The following is a 3,036-nucleotide window of genomic DNA, read 5'->3' as shown; positions in this document are numbered from 1 at the left end:
CGCTGTCGGGCACTGCCGGTCAGACGCTCGACCTCGCGGCGCAATTTTCGGCACTGCCCGCGGCGCTCGCCAATGAATTTTCGCCCGGCCTCGACGCCGTCGGCACGCTCAGCGGCACGGCTGGAGTGACCGGGCCGCCGGCCGCTCCCGATGTCCGCTTCAATGCGCAACTGGCTGGCGTCGAAACCAGCCAGACTCGCCAGGCGGGGCTCGGAGCGCTGGCTGTCGACGCGGCAGGCAGTTACACCATGGCCGGCGGCGTGGTGCTCCATCAGGCGACACTGACCGGTGACAAGATTTCCGGCAAGGCAGCCGGCACCCTCAATCCGAACGGCGCCAGCGATTTTGCGCTCGATCTCATCTCATCCGGCCCCAGCCTGCCCCTGATTGTCGGCAGCGCCGGGAGCCCGGTCAAGATCGAAATCCGGTCCTTGTCGGCAAAGGTGGCGGGCGAGAGCACGCGGGCCCGCCTGGATGTCTCTGCGATCCTGCCCTCGATCGTCACCAGTCCAGCGAGGGTGGACGGGCTTGCCCTGGCGTTGCACTCGGATGCGTTCGATCTGAAGAACCGCGCAGGGCCAGTTGCCGGCACAGTGTCGGTGGACAAGGTCGGTCTCGACAATCCGGTGATTGCGCCGCTGATCGCCGGCAAGGTCACGGCGGCGCTCAGCGGTCGCCTGACAGCCGATGCGGTTGCCATAGACAGCGGCTCGCTCAAGAGCGATGCGCTGAACAGCCAGGTTGCCGGCCAGGTATCGCTGCGTGACGGTGCCATCGACCTCAATCTGAAGGCGGATGCCCCATCGTCGGCCTTGCCGGCGGCGGCACGCGGCATGCTTGGCGAACGCGCTGAGATCAGCGCCACGCTGAAGCGCGACCCCAACGGCAGTATCGCTATAGGCGGATTGAAGCTGACCTCGGGCGCGCTGACCGCAGACGGGCAAGCCAGCCTTGCCGACAACAAGGTGGCCGCCGACATCAAGGGTGCGCTGAGCGATATCTCGCTGCTGTCGAAAGACGCCAAGGGCGCCATCGCTTTTGCGTTGAACGCGCAGGGCCCGGCCGCGGCGCCGGACCTGTCGTTGACCATCGACAGCGACCGCCTTCTCGTGGCGGCGCGAGAGATCACCGGGCTGAAGCTGACCGCCACCGGCAAGGCCGATGCCGCCAATCCGGCGGCGAATGTGCAGCTGACCGGCAATGTCGCCGGCCAGGCGCTGCAAGGTAGTGCCGTGCTGGCGACGGCGGACGGCAAGAGCGCCATCAATGGCCTGCTGCTGTCGCTCGGCAAGAACAGGATTTCCGGCGATCTGGCGCTGGATGAAAAGTTCGTGCCGGTCGGCACCATCGCGCTCGACCTGCCCGATATCGGCCCGCTGGCAGCACTTGCCCTGGAGAAGGCCGAAGGCGATGTGCGCGGCACGATCGCCTTTTCGAAGAACGGCAATGCGCCACAGGTCGCAATCAAGGCGGCGACAGCATCGATTACGCGCGGCGACCTGCAGGCGAAAGCCGTCTCGATCGATGCGCTGGTCGCCAACTATCTGGCGGCGCCCGTGATCTCCGGAAAGATCCGCGCCGACACCGTCACGTCGGGCGGCACCGTGATCAGCGGCATCGATGTCGACTTGAAGCGCGACGGCGACTGGACCGGCTTCTCCGGCGGCGCAACCGTCAAGGGCATTCCGGCACAGGCCGCCGGCCGGGTGAAAGTGGCCAACGGCACGACGACCATCGAGCTTGCCTCCGGCCAGGCGACTGTCCAGGGCATCAAGACGGCCATCGCCCAGGCCTCGACCGTCAGCATTGCCAACGGCACAACGACGCTGGACCGGCTCGTGCTCAACCTTGGCGGTGGTACGGCGACGGTGACCGGCAAGGTCGGCACGGCGCTCGACATCAATGCGACGCTGGCGCGGGTGCCGATGTCGCTCGCCAACAGTTTCTCGCCGGGGCTCGACGCCGCCGGTTCGATCTCAGGCACGGTCAAGGTGACGGGTGCGCCGGCGAACCCCGCCATTGTCTTCAACCTCGACGCGGCCGGCGTGCGGACCTCGCAGACGCGCGGTGCCGGTGTCGGTGCGGTGAGTGTCTCCTCGTCGGGCACCTTCGGCGGCAACAAGCTGACCTTCAATGCCAATGTCGGCGATGGCGCCGGCCTTGGCCTCAAGGGCGGCGGCACCGTGACAACGGCCGGCACGCCGTCACTGGTGCTCGACTTCAATGGCGTCGTGCCGTTCGGCCTGCTCAGCCAGAAGCTGGCCGCGCAGGGTCTGTCTTTGTCTGGAACCGCCAATGTCAACGTGCAGGTGCGCGGTCCCGCGACATCGCCCGTCATCGGCGGCAGCATCAGCACCTCGGGTGCGCGCCTTGTCGATGCGCGCTCCGGCCTCGCCGTCAACGATCTCGCCGCCGATGTCTCGATTGCCGGCGGCGTCGCCAGGATCAACCGGCTGACCGGAACGCTGTCGACGCGCGGCAGCCTGTCGGCCAGCGGCACGGTCGGCATCAACCCGGCGCAGGGTTTCCCGGCCGACCTGTCGATCAAGCTGGTCGACGGCCGCTATACGGACGGCAGGGTGGTGACCGCCAATCTCGGCGGCGACCTGACGATCAAGGGACCGCTGACCTCCGCACCGGTCATCGCCGGTACCGTCAATCTCGCCAAGACGGTGATCACCGTTCCCGACAAATTGCCGGGCTCGCTGGCGGCGCTCGACGTCAAGCACAAGAACGCGCCGGGCGCGGTCAAGGCGCAGGACAAGGCGCTGCGGCCGCCGACGACCAGCGGCAAGGGCGGCGGTAGCGGCCTTGCGCTCGATGTCACGGTCAACGCGCCGAATCAGATCTTCATCCAGGGCAGGGGCGTTGATGCCGAACTTGGCGGCTCGCTGAAGCTGACCGGCCCGGCCTCGTCGCCGCAAGCGGTCGGCACCTTCACCTTGCAGCGCGGACGACTGTCGATCCTCGGCAAGCGGCTGACCTTCACCGAAGGCACGGTCGGGTTTTCCGGCTCGCTGGTGCCCTATCTCAATT

At 67.4% G+C, this 3,036-nt stretch carries 1 protein-coding gene; it reads left to right on the top strand.

Going from position 1 to position 3,036, the window contains the following annotated elements; translation table 11 throughout:
• On the top strand, positions 1-3,036 hold a 3,036-nt coding region (locus ENZ74_RS27095; RefSeq protein WP_206522335.1), incomplete at both ends, for a translocation/assembly module TamB domain-containing protein.

Source organism: Mesorhizobium sp. M7A.F.Ca.CA.002.15.2.1, assembly GCF_003998715.1.
GTDB lineage: Bacteria > Pseudomonadota > Alphaproteobacteria > Rhizobiales > Rhizobiaceae > Mesorhizobium > Mesorhizobium ciceri.
This window is presented reverse-complemented; position numbering and strand designations above follow the sequence as displayed.